Source organism: Clostridium rhizosphaerae, assembly GCF_016765585.1.
Classification (GTDB): Bacteria; Bacillota; Clostridia; order Clostridiales; family Clostridiaceae; genus Clostridium_AT; species Clostridium_AT rhizosphaerae.
Window position 1 is genome coordinate 120,904 of sequence record NZ_JAESWC010000008.1, and the last position, 16,486, is coordinate 137,389.

Annotated in this window: 16 protein-coding genes and 1 other annotated feature; all 16 genes read right to left on the minus strand. The window is 33.6% G+C overall.

The genetic code is table 11. The annotated features are described in order from the left end of the window. Positions 1-77: 77 nt before the first annotated feature. Positions 78-707 (minus strand): TetR/AcrR family transcriptional regulator, encoded by a 630-nt coding sequence (locus JK636_RS13330; RefSeq protein ID WP_202749506.1) that lies wholly within the window; start codon positions 705-707, stop codon positions 78-80. A gap of 250 nt (positions 708-957) precedes the next feature. Further along, positions 958-3,306 (minus strand): ATP-dependent DNA helicase, encoded by a 2,349-nt coding sequence (locus JK636_RS13335; RefSeq protein ID WP_202749507.1) that lies wholly within the window; start codon positions 3,304-3,306, stop codon positions 958-960. Positions 3,307-3,315: 9 nt separating this feature from the next. Next, complete coding sequence (locus JK636_RS13340) at positions 3,316-4,044, minus strand: glycerophosphodiester phosphodiesterase (RefSeq protein ID WP_202749508.1); 729 nt, start codon at positions 4,042-4,044, stop codon at positions 3,316-3,318. Between the two features lie 224 nt (positions 4,045-4,268). Further along, positions 4,269-5,381: a tRNA 2-thiouridine(34) synthase MnmA gene (gene mnmA, locus JK636_RS13345; RefSeq protein WP_202749509.1), complete on the minus strand. Its 1,113-nt coding sequence runs from the start codon at positions 5,379-5,381 to the stop codon at positions 4,269-4,271. Between the two features lie 115 nt (positions 5,382-5,496). Beyond that, positions 5,497-6,312 (minus strand): pyrroline-5-carboxylate reductase, encoded by an 816-nt coding sequence (gene proC / locus JK636_RS13350; protein WP_202749510.1) that lies wholly within the window; start codon positions 6,310-6,312, stop codon positions 5,497-5,499. Positions 6,313-6,354: 42 nt separating this feature from the next. Beyond that, positions 6,355-7,002: a deoxynucleoside kinase gene (locus JK636_RS13355; RefSeq protein WP_202749616.1), complete on the minus strand. Its 648-nt coding sequence runs from the start codon at positions 7,000-7,002 to the stop codon at positions 6,355-6,357. Positions 7,003-7,238: 236 nt separating this feature from the next. Further along, on the minus strand, positions 7,239-7,880 hold the full coding sequence (gene nth / locus JK636_RS13360; RefSeq protein WP_202749511.1) for an endonuclease III: 642 nt from the start codon (positions 7,878-7,880) through the stop codon (positions 7,239-7,241). 177 nt (positions 7,881-8,057) lie between these two features. Next, a complete protein-coding gene (locus JK636_RS13365) occupies positions 8,058-8,195 on the minus strand; it encodes an OadG-related small transporter subunit (RefSeq protein WP_202749512.1) in 138 nt (45 codons plus the stop codon). A gap of 21 nt (positions 8,196-8,216) precedes the next feature. Next, complete coding sequence (locus tag JK636_RS13370; protein ID WP_202749513.1) at positions 8,217-9,338, minus strand: sodium ion-translocating decarboxylase subunit beta; 1,122 nt, start codon at positions 9,336-9,338, stop codon at positions 8,217-8,219. Between the two features lie 139 nt (positions 9,339-9,477). Beyond that, entirely contained in the window at positions 9,478-10,434 is a 957-nt protein-coding gene (locus tag JK636_RS13375; protein WP_202749514.1) for an L-threonine 3-dehydrogenase, read from the minus strand. A gap of 67 nt (positions 10,435-10,501) precedes the next feature. Continuing rightward, positions 10,502-11,698 (minus strand): glycine C-acetyltransferase, encoded by a 1,197-nt coding sequence (locus tag JK636_RS13380; protein WP_202749515.1) that lies wholly within the window; start codon positions 11,696-11,698, stop codon positions 10,502-10,504. Positions 11,699-11,879: 181 nt separating this feature from the next. Next, the gene (locus tag JK636_RS13385; RefSeq protein WP_202749516.1) at positions 11,880-12,581 is read right to left on the minus strand and encodes a 1-acyl-sn-glycerol-3-phosphate acyltransferase; all 702 of its coding nucleotides are present in this window, start codon (positions 12,579-12,581) and stop codon (positions 11,880-11,882) included. A gap of 36 nt (positions 12,582-12,617) precedes the next feature. Then, complete coding sequence (gene queG, locus JK636_RS13390; RefSeq protein ID WP_202749517.1) at positions 12,618-13,598, minus strand: tRNA epoxyqueuosine(34) reductase QueG; 981 nt, start codon at positions 13,596-13,598, stop codon at positions 12,618-12,620. A gap of 62 nt (positions 13,599-13,660) precedes the next feature. Continuing rightward, the gene (epsC, locus tag JK636_RS13395) at positions 13,661-14,245 is read right to left on the minus strand and encodes a serine O-acetyltransferase EpsC (RefSeq protein WP_202749518.1); all 585 of its coding nucleotides are present in this window, start codon (positions 14,243-14,245) and stop codon (positions 13,661-13,663) included. Positions 14,246-14,348: 103 nt separating this feature from the next. Further along, positions 14,349-15,260, minus strand: coding sequence for a cysteine synthase A (gene cysK / locus JK636_RS13400; protein ID WP_202749519.1), 912 nt, complete (start codon positions 15,258-15,260; stop codon positions 14,349-14,351). Positions 15,261-15,396: 136 nt separating this feature from the next. Further along, positions 15,397-15,648, minus strand: a binding site (T-box leader). 82 nt (positions 15,649-15,730) lie between these two features. Continuing rightward, positions 15,731-16,471 (minus strand): spore cortex-lytic enzyme, encoded by a 741-nt coding sequence (sleB, locus tag JK636_RS13405; RefSeq protein ID WP_202749520.1) that lies wholly within the window; start codon positions 16,469-16,471, stop codon positions 15,731-15,733. Positions 16,472-16,486 lie beyond the last annotated feature (15 nt).

Genomic DNA, 16,486 nt, shown 5'->3' on the forward strand with positions numbered 1-16,486 from the left:
TACTGCATAAAGTCTTCCTAAATATCTGCCCCCTTAACTAACTAGTTAGTTAATTATATACAAAAATATATAAGCTCTTATTTCATCAGCTTGTCATAATAACTTAAATATACTTTTTTATACACATCGATAAACTTTTTATCTGCTTCTTCCTTGCTTACCTCATAGTAATCTGCCCACTTATCTGCTAAAGTAAAATAAGCTGAGGCTGGAATAATTCCAAAAAAGAACGAATAAATCATAATGCTTAAAGGATCTTTTACCTCTACACCCATCTTATCCATCTTGGCAATCATCTTTGGAAGAGAAGGAAGTAAAAACTTAAATATTGAAACATCATCAGAGTCAGCCTTTAATGCCTCTATAGTAATTATTCTAAGCAAATCTTTTTTTCCTCTGAGATATTCAAAAGTTCTGTCAAAAAATTTTTCTCTATCCTCTTTTGTGAAGGTATTAACATCTTTAAGCAGTTCTTCTTTTAAAATCTTTGTCTCTACTATATGTTTTTTTATAATTTCTTCAAGTATCTTTTGCTTATTCTCAAAGTAATAGTATATCAGTGCTTTATTTACGCATGCTCTTTTAGCTATTTCATCAACTCTTGCACCATCATAACCCTTTTCGGCAAATATTTCTTCTGCAGCTTCCAATATTTTCGCTTGTGTTGCAGCTGCCTTATCAGAGTCATTATTTGCGTTACCTTTCATCACTACCTCCTATAGAACAAAACTGACTTACCAGTCAGTTAATTCTATCAAATTTATGTAGCTTATTCAATATCATAAAATGCATTTTATACTGAATTTAAAGGAGAAAAAACACATATTAAGCGTTTTCTCTCCTTTATACTCATGTTATCTATTTAGAAAGTATTAGTAATCTTTATATTGAGCTCTGGCAAAAGGTCCAATCTTCAAAGACTTATGGGATAACTCAATGTAATTAGATTATTACTTTCTATCTAGTTTTATTGTTCCAAAAATCTTGCAGAGTTTCGCCTATATTATTTGCTGCTTTTATAACCTGCCATTCAGGTGGAAACAATCTTCTGTAGGTATTATCAGAAAATCTCTCATCTATAAGCATAACTACGCCTCTGTCTTCTTCAGTACGTATTACTCTTCCCACTGCCTGCATTACCTTATTCATGCCAGGGTAGATATATGCATACTCAAAGCCCATTTCTTTTGTTTCACTAAAATAATCTCTTATTATATCTCTTTCAAGACAAACTTGAGGCAGACCTACTCCAACAACTATTGCTCCAGACAGCCTATCCCCTGTTAAATCTATACCTTCTCCAAAAATACCGCCCATAACCGCAAATGCTACAAGTGTATTATTTAATTCTACAGAAAAGCTGTCTAAAAATTTTTCTCTTTCTTCTTCGCTCATGCCTGCAGTCTGAACTAAGACAGTTACCTCTGTATTTAAATCTATAAACCTTTTGTAAACCTCATTCATATATTGATAAGACGGAAAAAATATAAGGTAGTTACCCTTTTTACTTCTTGCAAGGGTATTTACAGCCTCTGCTATCTTGTCGTAAGTAAATTCTCTTCTTTTATACTTTGTCGATATTTTGTCCTGTACTATTAAGCAAAGATTTTCCCTTGGAAAAGGTGAAGCTAAACGTATCCTGTAGCTCTTTTCGTCTCCGCCTAAAATATCTCTAAAATAATCTATGGGGCTTAAAGTTGCCGAAAACAAAACCGCTGCTTTTCCCTTTTTCATTCCTTCGCTTAAAAGCTTTGAAGGGTCAAGGCAAAACAGTTTTATAATTACATCATTTCCGATATTCTGTGCATAAGTTATATATCTTTCATCATAATACTCTGCAGTTTTTAAAAAACCATATACGTTAAAATAAAGCTCTAAAAGCTCCTCATTATAAACTGCATTTTTATGTTCTAAAAGCTCCTTTTCTGCCGATGCTAAGAATTCTGATAAAACTCCATATAGTTCCTTAGGAGCTTCCTTTTGAATGATTCTGCTCTCTTCATTTTCTTCACATTCTTTCCTTAATTCGATAAATGCCGTATTTATTTTATTTAAGATTTTACTAAGCTTTGGTGCTGCTAATTTGGTCGCCTTCTTGAGCTCGAGGAATTGCTTCTTATTAAGCTGTGAGGAAAACATTTCCCTAGCTCTATCAACAAGGTTATGCGCTTCATCAATTAGAAAAGCGTAATCACCTCCGCTTTCCATAAAAAATCTTTTGAGGCTTGCACTGGGGTCAAAAGCATAATTATAATCACAAATAACGCAATCGGCCCAATTGGATAGCTCTAAAGAAAACTCAAAGGGGCATAATGTATACTCCCTTGAATATTCCTCAATAAGCTCTCTTGTAAAGCTGTCTTCCTTAAAAATATCCTCTAAAGCAGCTTTTACCCTATCAAAATGTCCTTTAGCATACTCACACTTTTCAGGATTACACTCTGCTTTTTCTTTAAAACAGATTTTTTCCTTTGCAGTTAAAGTTAATGTTTTTAACTTTAATCCATTATCCTTTAAATTGTTAATAGCCTTCTCCGCTATAGTCCTTGTTATTGTTTTTGCTGTTAAGTAAAAAATTTTAGATGTATGCCCTTCCCCTAAAGCCTTTATTGTAGGAAACAAGGTAGCCATAGTTTTTCCAATACCTGTTGGAGCTTGAGCAAAAAGCTTATTGCCTTCCTTTATAGTTTTATAAACAGCAACCGCAAGTTCCCTTTGTCCTTTTCTGTACACTTCAAAAGGAAAGCTCAGTTTAGCTATGGCTTCATTTCTTTTCTCGTTCCAAGAAACCATAACCTGTGCCCAATGTAAATAATCCTGAACCAATCTTGAAAAAAAGCTTCTTAGTTCTTCTAATTTTAATTCCTTCAAAAACTTTTTTGTTTCCTTGTTATCTAAATTGTAGTAAGTAAGCTGAACAGAAATATGGTCAAGGTTGTTTTGCATAGAATAAATATACGCATAGCATTTGGCCTGCGCCCAGTGAAGCAGGTTATAATCTTCTTCAACAAACTCTAGATCCAAAGTTGTCGTTTTGATTTCATCGATTATAACCTTATCCTCACCTACATAAAGCCCATCAATTCTGCCTCCAATTTCTAAGATTATATCCTCAGCTTCTACACTGAAAGAAAGTGGAACTTCCTTGGAAAAACCTTCTCCATAGGCCTTTTGTATGATTTGGTGCGCTTTAATTGCATCCGTATTTCTTGAGCTTCCTGTAAAACCTGATACAATATCACCATGCATAAGCACAAATTCTACTAAGTTTCTTACTGAAACCTTAACACTTTCTTTAATCTCCATATTAAAAGGTTATTTTCCTTCCATAAGTTTTTTTAATTTGTCAGGGTAGTTTGTTATTATTCCATCTATGCCATAGTCAAGAAATCTCTTCATAGTCTCTTCATCATTGATAGTATAAGGATTTACCATTACCCCGGCTGCCCTTACTCTATCAATAACTTCCTTGCTGTCTATAGCAGGAAAGTATGGATGTATTGCTTCAGCTCCTACTATTTTAGCGTATAGATGAGGCTCGAATAGTCCCTCCATATATAAAAGTCCAGTCTTAATATTTTTGTCAATCTGCTTGCACTTGTGTATTGTATAATGATTAAAGCTTGAAATTATAACCTTATCAACTGCATTATATTTATGGATTATTTCAATTAATTTTTGCTCGATATCCTTATACCATATTACATCAGTTTTTATTTCAAAATTAATAATAATATCTCTACTATTTGCAAGCTTTATTAATTCTTCAACAGTGGGTATTCTTTCACCGCTAAATTCTAAGGCTTTCCACTTACCTGCATCAAGCTGCCTTAACTCCTCTAAATTATAGTCTTTTATATATCCCATTCCATCTGTAGTTCTGTCTATCTTTTCATCATGCATAAGCACTAAGTATCCATCCTTAGTCATATGAACGTCTGTTTCAATTCCTGTACATCCAAGTTCTATAGCTTTTTCAAAAGCCAAAATAGTATTTTCCGGGTAATAACCGCTTGCCCCTCTGTGTGCGTAGTTAATAGTCATAATTCTACCCCCTTTTTTTAGATAAACAATATGTAGGCTTATAGTTAATATTATTTATCTCTATATAAAACTCTATATCTATTTTATTACATTGCAATAATGATTTCAAAATTATTTTAAGCACTTTATGATAACATACAGCATTAGTTTATATAATCAAAAGCAAAAATATAACCACAAAAGCTTTAAAGCCTTTATGGTTATATTCTTAAATTCTTTTATTTTTACTTTATATCCTTCTTATTCTTGTAGATTGAATCAATGGTACCTCCGCCAAGGCATACCTCTCCATCATAAAATACAACTGCCTGCCCTGGAGTAACAGCTCTCTGAGGCTCATGGAACACTACCTTGCACTTATTGTTCTCTCTCATGTATACTGTTACCTTTTGATCAGGTTGTCTGTATCTGAATTTTGCAGTGCATTCAAAGGTCTCCTCAGGCTTGTTAATGCTAATCCAGTTTAAATCTGCTGCCTCTAAGCCATATGAGAATAAAGCAGGCTGATCTTCACCTTGAACTACGTATAATATATTTTTTTTCAAATCCTTGTCTACAACGAACCAAGGCTCCCCAGTTCCTACACCGCCAATACCTAATCCTTTTCTTTGTCCTAAGGTATAATACATAAGTCCATCATGTTTTCCAACAACCTGACCTGTAAGAGTTTTTATATCTCCAGGCTGTGACGGAAGATAATTACTTAAGAAATTATGAAAGTTTCTTTCTCCTATAAAACAAACTCCAGTACTATCTTTTTTGGATGCAGTTTTTAAACCTGCCTTTGCAGCTATTTCTCTAAGTTCAGGTTTTTTCAAATGTCCTACTGGGAAAAGTGTTTTAGACAATTGATACTGATTTAATTGACAAAGAAAATAGGTTTGATCCTTATTGGAATCTGAACCTCTAAGCATCTTATACTCTCCATCAATAAAATCAACCTGTGCATAGTGACCTGTAGCTATATAATCTGCTCCTATTTTAAGTGCATAATCTAAAAATGCCTTAAACTTTATTTCCTTGTTGCACATAACATCAGGATTTGGTGTTCTTCCCTTTTTATACTCATCTAAGAAGTAGCTGAACACCCTATCCCAATATTCCTTAACAAAATTCACTGAATAATAAGGTATTCCTATTTGATCACAAACTCTTCTTACATCTTCATAATCTTCAGTAGCTGTGCATGCCCCATTGTCATCTTTTTCATCCCAGTTCTTCATGAATATACCTATAACATTATACCCCTGCTCCTTTAATAGAAGAGCTGCAACAGAGGAATCAACTCCTCCTGACATACCTATAACCACAGTTGTATCCTTTGGTTCTTTTTTCATCTATATTAACGACCTTTCTGTTTATTATTTAGACTTAATAATCATTTCTTACTAAATAAATATTATATGAAAAAAAGCTGTATAAATCAATACAGCTTAAATTATAATCTAAAAATTAATTATTATTCTTAGTCATTGCGAGGTTTTTATCAGTACAGGCTTTCATAGCCTCCATAATTGTTCCTCTAAAGTTATTTTTCTCTAAAGCGTACACAGCTTCTATAGTTGTTCCTCCAGGAGAGCATACATTATCCTTTAACTGACCTGGATGCACTCCTGTTTCAAGCACCATCTTGGCAGCACCAAGTACAGCCTGAGCAGCCATGCTGTAAGCCTTTGCTCTGGGAACACCATCCCGCACAGCTCCATCTGCTAAAGCCTCTATAAACATATATACATAAGCAGGCGAGGATCCGCTTACTGCCGGAACAGCATCCATAAGTTTTTCACTTATTATCTCTACTTTTCCAAAGCTTTCAAATAGTCTTACAACCTCATTGAGTTCTTCTTCAGTTACTATATCATTATAACATACAGCACTCATACCTTCTCCAACCATTGCAGGAGTATTAGGCATAGTTCTTACTACCTTAAGCTTTTTCCCAAAGGCTTTTTCCATAAAACTTATTGTTACGCCAGCTGCAATTGTAACGATTACTGTATTTTCTTTAACATAATCTTTTATTTCCTCTATAACTGCAGGATACATATGTGGTTTTACTGCTAATATAAGAATATCAGCTACCTTAGCAACTTCCTTATTATCTTTTGTTGTCTCTATACCATACTTTTCTTTTGTTATATTTAAATTTTTGTCTCCTGAATTGCTTCCAATAATACTGTCCTTAGAAACTATTCCTGATTTAACAATACCGCCAATCATTGCCTGAGCCATATTTCCACAGCCTATAAAGCCTACTTTTTTATTCATATCCTCTCACAATTCCTTTCTAACATTATCATAAAGACAAAATTACTCAGCTGCTACCAATTCCTGATTATAACTAAGTTTATCTATTTCTTTTAGCTTTTCTTTTATTAGATTAATTATGTATTTCCTGTCTTCCTCATTATTAACAAAATCTATATTATCAGTATTTATCTTTAATAAAGGTGATACATTATAATATCCAAAATACTCTTGATATTCATTATTAAGTTTTTCCCAGTATTCTCTTTCAACTATTTGCTCATAGTCTCTTCCTCTTTTTTTAATCTTCTTAATTTCACAATCAACACTTGTCTCCAAATAAATCATGAGCTTAGGAGGTTGAACATGTTCAAGCATGTTTGCAAGAAGTTCCTTATATAAAGCATATTCCTCTTTCTCCATATCTCCACCTTCGCAGAGCATTTTAGCAAATATTACATCTCCATATATACTTCTATCCATAACAGACCCATCAATTTTAGCTGCCTCTTTAAGTATTGCAAATCTTCTATTTAAAAAGAAAATTTGAAGAGGAAAGGAATATCTCTTTCTGTTGTAATAAAACTTATCAAGTAAAGGATTATCAGTGACTGGTTCCAAGAAAGGCTTGTATCCAAACTCCTCAATAAGTATATCCATTAAGCTTGTTTTTCCTACTCCAACTGGTCCATCTATAATAACAGCATTCATTATTTCCTCTTCCCTTCTGTTTCTGCTTATTAACTGAAAAAACTCTAAATATTCGCTCACGATTTTTTCCCCTTTCCCTGGAAACACTAGACATATATCAACAAATTAAAACTCTATATAACAAGAAATATTATACCCCCTGAATAGTGCTAATTCAATTTGTTTTTTTACTGAAAACCTATTGACAAAGCAAAGAGATGGTATTAATGTACAAACCATCTCCAAAACTAAAATATTTATTTTTTCTTATCAAGTTTCAATTTATATTTGCACAAATGTGCTATAGAGCATTCCTCACATTTAGGTTTTCTTGCTTCACAGGTTCTTCTTCCATGGAATATTATAAGATGATGTGCCTTAGTCCATCTATCCTTTGGTATAATCTTCATGAGCTGCTCTTCTGTTTCTACAACATCATCGCTGTTTGCAAGCCCAATTCTGTTTGATACTCTAAATACGTGAGTATCCACAGCAATAGCCGGCACTCCAAAAGCGTTGCTTACTACTACATTTGCAGTTTTTCTTCCTACCCCAGGAAGTCTTACTAATTCTTCCTTTGTCTTTGGAACTTCTCCTCCATATTCATCAATAAGCATCTGTGATAATGCAATAATATTTTTAGCCTTATTTCTATAAAGCCCTATTTCTTTTATTTCCACTTCAAGTTCCTCCTGCTTAAGCTTTGAAAAAGCCTCAGGAGTATTATATTTTTTATACATTCTTTCCGTAACCTGATTAACTTTTTTATCTGTGGTTTGAGCACTTAAAACTGTTGCTATTAAAAGCTCAAATGGATTGCTGTGAACAAGCTCGCACTCTGCATCCGGATATCTATATTCTAAAAGATCTAAAACTTCTTTAACGTCACTTTTTTTCATTTTTTAGCTTTCTCCTTTCAATCGAAACACTGGGCGGCCTGAACATGTTCGCTCCCACTCACAAGCCGCCCGTAAAAGGTCATTTAGACCTTTTACCCTCGCATTTATTATTTTACCATATTGATAAAAAAATAGTCTATTCCTAATTATTACAATTAAGATATAGACTATTTGAACTTATCTTTTTTCCGGAAACATCTTTACTAAAAATTTTATAGAGCAATAAATTGCAATAAGAACTATAAAAATACCGCCCATGCCCTTCAGCATAACAAAGAGGGCATCTATAAAGTTTTTATAAACTTCAGCACTCATAATCTTCTCCCGCCTTTATCATCATTTAATAATATTTAATATTATGCCGCCGGCAATAACAGAAGCTATCTGCCCTGCTACATTTGCTCCAACTGCATGCATAAGTATAAAGTTTTGATTATCTTCCTTCTGTGCCATCTTTTGAATAACTCTAGCCGACATTGGGAAAGCCGAAATTCCGGCTGCTCCTACCATTGGATTAACCTTGTTCTTTAAAAACAGATTTAAGAATTTAGCAAAAAGAACTCCTCCAATAGTGTCAAATATGAAGGCTATTAATCCTAAGCCTATTATCATAGCAGTCTGCAAAGTTACAAAGGTTTCTGCTCTCATAGATGAAGCTATAGTTATTCCAAGTAAAAGAGTTATTATATTAACTAAATCCTTTTGTGCTGTTTCAGATAATCTGTCCAGTACACCGCATTCTCTGATAAGATTTCCAAACATCAAAAATCCTATAAGTGCAACAGAAGTTGGTGCAATAAGACCTGCTATAACTGTAACAACAATTGGAAATAATATTTTTGTTCGTTTTGATATGCTTTCAGGTTTATATGGCATCCTTATTTGTCTTTCCTTTTTGGTAGTAACAAGCTTAATTGCAAAAGGCTGAATTACAGGTACTAAAGACATATAAGAATAAGCTGCAACCGTAATTGGTGCTATGTACTTGCTGTTAAAATAATTGGCTACAAATATTGAGGTTGGCCCATCAGCCGCCCCTATGATACCGATTGAAGCCGCATCCTTAATACTGAATCCCAGAAGTGCTGCTGCTGCAATGGTAAAGAATATACCAAATTGAGCTGCTGCTCCAAATAAAAGCATAAATGGATTTGAAAGAAGAGGTCCAAAATCTATCATTGCACCTATACCTATAAATAAAAGCAGTGGAAACATTTCTGTAGCAATTCCACCTTTAAATAAAACATCCAGTATTCCCTCAACTTCTTTGCCATTTATATTTTGAGTAATTGCCCCGGATAAAGGTATGTTAACTAATATCGCTCCAAAGCCTATTGGTAAAAGAAGTGCAGGCTCAAAATCCTTAGCTATTGCAAGGTAAATAAGTATTCCACCTATAGCCCACATAACCACATGCTTAATGGTTATTGCTCCTATACCTTGAATTAAAAAATCCATTATGATATCCTCCTAAGTATTTCAATTTAAAGTAATGTATTTATTATAACACAGTAATTTCATATTTAGCCTTAATTTTCATAAAAACTTGGAAATTAAAAAGAGACTCTGCAATAGAATCTCTTTTGTATAAATTGAATTATTTAATATTTAATTTTTCTCTTAACTTTAAAAGCATATCTGATGTCATTGAAGCTAAATCATACTTAGCATTAAAGCCCCACTCTGCTTTAGCTGCACTGTCATCTATAGAATCTGGCCATGAATTTGCTATAGCCTGTCTAACAGGATCTACATCATAACTCATTTCAAAATTAGGTATATGTTTCTTGATTTCTGCAGCAATTTGTGATGGCTCAAAGCTCATTGCTGTAATATTGAAGGCATTTCTGTGTATAAGTTTTGATGAGTCTGCTTCCATCAAAGTTACGATAGCATTTAAAGCATCAGGCATATACATCATATCCATATATGTTCCTTCTCCTATGAAGGAAGTATACTTGCCGCTTTTAAGCGCTTCATAATATATATCTACTGCATAGTCAGTAGTTCCGCCTCCTGGAGGTGTTGTATAGGAAATAAGTCCTGGGAAACGTACTCCTCTTGTGTCTACACCAAATTTCTTAAAGTAATAATCACAAAGAAGTTCTCCTGAAACTTTTGTTACACCATACATTGTTTGTGGACGTTGAATTGTATCCTGTGGTGTTTTTATTTTTGGAGTTCCAGGTCCGAAAGCTCCAATTGAGCTTGGTGTAAAGAAGGCTGTATTTAATTCTCTTGCAACTTCAAGAGCATTAAAAAGTCCTCCCATGTTGATTTCCCATGCTAATACTGGTTTTGCTTCTGCTACTGCTGATAAAAGTGCTGCTAAATGTATTATAGAATCTACATTATATTTTTTAGCTAAATCAGCCATTTGCTTAGCATTTGTTACATCTAGAACTTCAAACGGACCGCTCTCTACAGTTTCATGTCCTTCTATTCTTCTAATATCAGTAGCTACAACATTATTAGCTCCGTATATGTTTCTCATGTGCATTGTTAATTCTGAACCTATTTGACCTAGTGCTCCAGTTACAAGTATCTTTTTCATCTTACCCCTGCCTCCACATTTTTATCATATAAAGCTTGTATTTATATATTCTAATAAATATATATTCTTATTTTATTATTCCTAATTTTCTTCCTACCTTTGCATATACTGCTATTGCTTCATCTAACATTTCTTTAGTATGAGCAGCAGTAGGCATATTTCTAACTCTTGCTGTTCCAAGAGGTACTGTTGGGAATACTATTGATTTAGCATATACTCCTTCTTCAAAAAGCTCTCTGCTAAACTCTTGTGCCTTATCAGCATCTCCAATTATACATGGAGTTATTGGAGTTTCACTATGTCCAATGTCAAAGCCTAACTCCTTTAAGCCCTTCTTTAAATAATTTCCGTTTTCCCAAACCTTTTTAACCAGTTCATCACTTTCAGTTAATATGTTAATAGCTTCGATTACTGCAGCACAAGATGATGGAGTCATAGCTGTTGAGAATAAGAATGGTCTTGCTCTAACCTTTAACCAGTCTATTAAATCCTTTGAACCAGCAACATATCCTCCTACTACACCAATAGCCTTAGAAAGTGTTCCTATTTGGAAGTCAATCTTTCCTACTAAATCATGGTGAGTTGCAGAACCGCTTCCGTGCCATCCAAGTACACCTGAAGCATGTGCATCATCTACATAAGTTATTAAGTCAAATTCTTCAGCTATTTCAACTATTTCCTTCAGTGGAGCTATATCTCCATCCATAGAAAATACACCATCAGTTATTACCATCAACTTTTCATAAAGACCTGATTCTTTAGCTTCTTTAGCCTTTTGTCTCAAATCATTCATGTCAGCATGTTCAAATCTTATTATTTTAGCTCCTGAAAGTCTGCAGCCATCTATAATTGATGCATGATTTAAAGAATCAGAAAGTATTGCATCCTTTTTGTTCATAACTGCTGAAATAGCTCCCATATTACAGTTAAATCCAGACTGGAATACAATAACTGCCTCTGAATGTTTAAATTTAGCTAATTTTTCTTCAAGTTCATCATGAATGTCTAAAGTTCCGTTTATAGTTCTTACAGCTCCAGCACCAACACCATACTTTTCTGTTGCTTTTATTGATGCTTCAATCATTCTTTTATTTCCTGCAAGCCCTAAATAGTTGTTTGAGGATAGATTAATAAGTCTCTTGTCATTAATCTCTATAACAGGTCCATTTCCACCCTTTACAGTATTAATTACGTTATAAAGTCCCTTGCTTCTTAAGTCTTCCAAATTCTCTGTTAGAAATTTTTGTAAAGCTTTACTTCCCATGGTCCTTCCTCCTATACTTATATTTATTTTATATGTATTTAATTATTTTCACCAACATATATAGTATATAAAAATGCAAGCAAATTTGCAACAAGAAAAATACATGATGGTTATATTTCATTAAATGGAATATTTAACATTAAAAAATACAGCATGATAGCTGTATTATGTTATTAATCTTCTATTTATATACTCCCTTATATTCTTCAGGAACAAGCTCTGAAATAGCCTTCATCATATTTGTCAAAGCTCTTGTTTCATAATCTGCTTTACTTTCATCTTTTTCTCTTTCTGAAAGACTTATTTGTTTGCCAATTGTTACTCCTATCTTAGCATGATGAAAACTTTCCGAAGCCATATTACCGCTGTCATTAATAGGCAAAAATTTTTCGGTACCATGTATGCCGATAGGTATCATAGGAGCTCCTGTAACTCTTGCAATCAAAAGTAAGCCCTTTTTTGCTTCAATCATGCTTCCGGTCCTACTGCGTGTCCCCTCTGGAAATAGCAATATATTATTTCCACCCTTAACTATGTTTATTATTCTAGTCAGTCCTTCTTTATCAGCCGTATTAGGTTTTAAAACTGTAGTTTTTATTATTCTTATTCCTATATTTGTAGTAGGATTTTCAGTAAGCTTTACTCCAGCTACAAAAGTAACATCCTGCTCTTTTAAAATTTTATTTAGAATAAGTGCATCAGAGTTACTTAAATGATTACATATAAAAATTACAGGCTTTTTAATATGGTTTAAATTTTCTATACCTTCTATCTTTAAATCAACATATTTATTGATTATACTATCTATTACTTTTTTAGCCATATAGTTTACTAATCCGTCTGGCAAATACTGTATAAGCTTTGCAAGTTTTGGAGAAATCACCTTATGCTCCACCTTTCATAAATAAATCTAACTATATTATAATTGCATTTTTTTTAAAAGTCTATGATAATAATCTTTTACAAAAGGTGAATTTATTGCTTTTTCATCTATAGGAAGCTTCTTATTTACTACAGCTGAATTAATAAGGGCATTTCTCTGAAGAATATTTTTGCCTCTCCAGCCGCATGAGGTTACAGCATATTTTTCTTTAAAAATACTATTATCTATATTAATCAGCTCTTCTAAGCTAATATCTTTCATATATTCATAAGGTTTAAATTGTTCAATTTGAGATAATTTAATATCTATATTAAATGGGCACACATTTTGACAGCTGTCACAGCCAAACATTCTTCCACTAAGTTTTTCAAACCAAATATCTTCAATTTGTTTTTTCTGAGTTATATATGATAAACATATATTAGGGAAACTTCCGGCTCTATTTACAGCCTTTGTTGGACACTCCTTTAAACATAATGTACATTCCCCGCATTTTTGCTCAATTGGTTTATCTCTCCTAAGCTCAAGGTCCGTTATAATTTCTCCTAAAAAAACATAAGAACCATACTTCTCTGTTATAACCATATTATTCTTACCTATAAAACCTATTCCGCATAAATAAGCAATATATCTCTCCGGCAGTGTATTGCTGTCAACAAAATACTTTGCCTCTCCCCCTAAACTTTCAATGAATTCACAAACCTGTTTTAAATAATAAGAGACTACCTGATGATAGTCTTTTCCTCTAGTGTATTTTGAAAAATAAATCTTAGGATCTTCCTTGTCTTCGTACAAATAAGGAAAAGCTATTGATATAATTGTTTTTCCATTCTCCATATTATTAAAAGGATTAATTCTCTTTTCTATATCTTGCTCTTCAAACTCATTTTCTTGATTATTAAGCTTTCTTTCCTCGTAAAAGGATCTTAATTCTTCAAAAACTCTGCACTCACAAAATCCAATTGTATCAAGACCTAAATGCTTACAAAAATCAACTATGCTTTCTTTATAATTCATTATAATATTCATTCCTTTAAATATCTTTTCTTAAGTTTATCACTTTTTTCACCTAAGCTAAACTAAATAATCATTTCATTATAAATCTTTTGTTTTCTTCCTCTGTAGTCTTTTATCTCTATTATTGTATTAGATTTTGCTGATATAACCTTGGCAGGTATCCCTACAGCTGTTGAATTGCATGGAACATCCTTAAGCACTACTGCATTTGCTCCTATTTTAGCATTATCTCCTATATATACTGGTCCTAAAACCTTTGCTCCAGTACCAATGATTACATTATCTCCAATAGTTGGATGTCTTTTTCCTTTTTCCTTTCCAGTTCCCCCAATAGTAACACCATGGTATATTGTTACATCATTACCTATCTCTGCTGTTTCACCAATAACAACACCCATGCCGTGATCTATAAATAATCCTCTGCCTATCTTTGCTCCAGGATGAATTTCAATACCTGTTAAAAATCTGCTGAACTGAGAAACTAATCTTGCTAGAACAAATAACTTACTTTTATATAATCTGTGAGCCATTCTATGAAACATCATTGCATGTATTGATGGATACAATAATAACACTTCAAAAGCACTATTTGCTGCAGGATCATTTTCTAGTATATTTTTTATATCATACTTTAAATTTTTGAACATAGTGTCCCCCCCTTTCTGTTTAATTAAGAATGAAGATTGAAGAATGAAGAATTGAATGATGTTTTTCATTCTTCATTCTTAATTGAATAAACTGCCACGCAGTTTATTCATAAAGTCCCATTGAAAGATACTTCTCTCCTCCATCTGGAGCTATTGTTACTATCTTTTTACCTGCACCTAGTTCCTTAGCAAGCTTTATGGCAATTGCAACATTGGCACCTGAGGATATACCTATAAGAATTCCTTCCTCTTTTGCTACTAGTCTTGCTGCTTCAAAAGCTTCTTCTTCGCTTGCAGTAAATACTTTGTCTACGAATTCTTTATTATATATTTCAGGTATGAACCCTGCTCCTATACCTTGTATCTTATGAGGTCCAGGCTGTCCTCCTGAAATAACTGGAGACTTTTCTGGTTCAACTGCTATGACCTTAACCTCTGGTCTAAGTTCCTTTAATCTCTTTCCAACTCCTGATATTGTTCCGCCTGTACCTACACCAGCAACAAACATATCTAAATCAGTTACATCCTTAACTATTTCTTCAGCAGTAGTAGCATAATGTTTGTTTGGATTTGCCTCATTAATAAACTGCTGAGGAATATAAAAGCCTTTTTCATTTTCAGCAATTTCTTGTGCTTTTGCTATAGCACCCTTCATTCCTTTAGCACCTTCAGTTAAAACAAGTTCTGCTCCATAGGCTCTTATTAAGCTTCTTCTTTCAACACTCATTGTTTCAGGCATAACTATAATAACTCTATAGCCTTTAAGCCTTCCTATCATAGCTAAGGCTATTCCTGTATTTCCACTAGTTGGCTCTACTATTGTATCACCTGCTTTAATAAGACCTAATTCTTCTGCCTTTTCTATCATTCCAAGTGCTGCTCTATCTTTAACACTTCCGCCTGGATTATACTTTTCAAGCTTAAGATAAATCTCAGCCATACCTTCCTTTACTATATTATTAAGTTTTAATAAAGGTGTATTACCTACCATTTCCAATGTATTATTAAATATCATGATTTTTCCTCCTTATAATCCTTTATATTTTTATTTTTATATTCATTTTATTTTTTACTTCCATTATCCAGGCTATACTCACCCATGGTTATGAGTTAGTCTGGATAAAAAAATAAAAACTCCGCCTCTTATAAATATAAGAGACGAAGTTAAACTTCGCGGTTCCACTCTAATTGGATAAATTATCCCACCTTACTCGAGCACATTATCATGCTCTATCACTATAACGGGTGAACCCGATGCAGCCTACTGTATAAATTAAAATTTATATTTCGGCACATAGCTCCGAAGGGCACTTCACATAAGCTTCTTCATAGAAACCCTCTCAGCTTTGGGAATCCTCTCTGTATGTTCCATCTATGCTACTTTCCTTCTTCACAGCATTTCCGACTAAATTACTATGATTTCTATATTTATATTATATGCTATCTATTTAATTTGTCAACACTTTATTGAAATAAATTCCTTTTTTATTTGCAAAATCTATGACTTCCTATTACTTTAATTAGAGGTCTTGACCATATCCATGCATTGGTAGTCTTTGCAGGATTATAATAAAATACCGCTCCGCCAGATGGATCCCATCCGTTTAATGCATCTCTTGCGGCTTTAAGCGAAGATGGATACATTTGTGCATGTATTTGTCCGTCTACTATGGCTGTAAAAGCTCCCGGCTGATATATTACTCCTGCAACGGTGCTCGGGAATCTAGCATCTCTAGTCCTGTTCATTATAACTGCACCAACTGCCACCTGTCCCTCGTATGGTTCTCCTCTGGCTTCTCCATTAATCAGTCTCGCTAAGAGCATAACATCTGCATTATTAGAATTATCCACATTAGCAGCTGCTGTAGTCTGCCCTGTTGAAGCTCCTTGGCCACCAGCATACTGTCCTGCATTTATACCCAAGGAATTTAGAGTGCTGTCCCCAGCAATTCCATCAACCTTAAGACCATTTTTAGACTGATAGCTTCTGACAGCAAGATAAGTGTTATAGCCATATACACCATCTAAACCGCCACTATAATATCCCCAAGCTCTAAGCCTTCTTTGAATTTCAGTTACTATAACACCTCTTGAACCCCATTTATATGCTACCGCGCCAACGGGATTATTGATTGGAGCAAAATAAGTGGAAGTTCCTAAGTATGTAATCATTATTACAGCAAGATATAAAGCTATTTTCTTAAGGCTGAATACTTTCTTTATCATCTTATCCCTCCTCAT

Coding starts and splice junctions, on each gene's coding strand:
- JK636_RS13330 (WP_202749506.1), bottom strand. CDS start 707: ATGAAAGGTAACGCAAATAATGACTCTGATAAGGCAGCTGCAACACAA.
- JK636_RS13335 (WP_202749507.1), bottom strand. CDS start 3,306: ATGGAGATTAAAGAAAGTGTTAAGGTTTCAGTAAGAAACTTAGTAGAA.
- JK636_RS13340 (WP_202749508.1), bottom strand. CDS start 4,044: ATGACTATTAACTACGCACACAGAGGGGCAAGCGGTTATTACCCGGAA.
- mnmA (WP_202749509.1), bottom strand. CDS start 5,381: ATGAAAAAAGAACCAAAGGATACAACTGTGGTTATAGGTATGTCAGGA.
- proC (WP_202749510.1), bottom strand. CDS start 6,312: ATGAATAAAAAAGTAGGCTTTATAGGCTGTGGAAATATGGCTCAGGCA.
- JK636_RS13355 (WP_202749616.1), bottom strand. CDS start 7,002: ATGAATGCTGTTATTATAGATGGACCAGTTGGAGTAGGAAAAACAAGC.
- nth (WP_202749511.1), bottom strand. CDS start 7,880: ATGAAAAAAAGTGACGTTAAAGAAGTTTTAGATCTTTTAGAATATAGA.
- JK636_RS13365 (WP_202749512.1), bottom strand. CDS start 8,195: ATGAGTGCTGAAGTTTATAAAAACTTTATAGATGCCCTCTTTGTTATG.
- JK636_RS13370 (WP_202749513.1), bottom strand. CDS start 9,338: ATGGATTTTTTAATTCAAGGTATAGGAGCAATAACCATTAAGCATGTG.
- JK636_RS13375 (WP_202749514.1), bottom strand. CDS start 10,434: ATGAAAAAGATACTTGTAACTGGAGCACTAGGTCAAATAGGTTCAGAA.
- JK636_RS13380 (WP_202749515.1), bottom strand. CDS start 11,698: ATGGGAAGTAAAGCTTTACAAAAATTTCTAACAGAGAATTTGGAAGAC.
- queG (WP_202749517.1), bottom strand. CDS start 13,598: ATGAATTATAAAGAAAGCATAGTTGATTTTTGTAAGCATTTAGGTCTT.
- epsC (WP_202749518.1), bottom strand. CDS start 14,245: ATGTTCAAAAATTTAAAGTATGATATAAAAAATATACTAGAAAATGAT.
- cysK (WP_202749519.1), bottom strand. CDS start 15,260: ATGATATTTAATAATACATTGGAAATGGTAGGTAATACACCTTTATTA.
- sleB (WP_202749520.1), bottom strand. CDS start 16,471: ATGATAAAGAAAGTATTCAGCCTTAAGAAAATAGCTTTATATCTTGCT.